The sequence below is a fragment of the Pseudomonas laurentiana genome (assembly GCF_014648275.1).
Classification (GTDB): Bacteria; Pseudomonadota; Gammaproteobacteria; order Pseudomonadales; family Pseudomonadaceae; genus Aquipseudomonas; species Aquipseudomonas laurentiana.
In genome coordinates this window covers 1-502 of sequence record NZ_BMQU01000221.1, presented here as the reverse complement: position 1 = coordinate 502, position 502 = coordinate 1, and the positions used below count along the sequence as shown (strand labels likewise).

Genomic DNA, 502 nt, shown 5'->3' with positions numbered 1-502 from the left:
ATTTCCAAAATCAAAAAAACAATTAAATTAAAAAAATAAAAAATTTCTAATAATCTTATTTTATTATTCTATAATATAACAAACAAAAACCTATTAAAAATAAAAAATCCAATTAACAATCTACCTATTTATAAAATATCTATATCTATAACTTTCATAATCTAATACCTTATTTTAACTATATCACACTATATATCATTTCAAAACTCAAAAAAATAAAAACTTTACCTTCAATTCAAATCAAATTTCAATCCAAATAAATAAATTTCAAAAATATTTAAAATTCAATAAAACTCAACAACAAAATTTTCTATATCCACTTTTTTTTCAAAAATATATTTATATACTTACTTATAATCATAATTTAAATAAATTAAATAAAAATCACTATATTTTCTTAAAAAATACAAATTATAACAAAAAATATAATTCACTAATTACAAAACACTTAATTTTACAAATATATAAACAAAATCATTTAATTATTCCCACTAAAAATATA

General features: G+C 14.3%; 1 protein-coding gene. It reads left to right on the top strand.

Annotated elements, in window-relative coordinates:
* Window positions 1–190: 190 nt before the first annotated feature.
* Window positions 191–502: hypothetical protein (locus IE038_RS25855; protein ID WP_189396458.1), on the top strand; the 312-nt coding region annotated here is incomplete at its 3' end.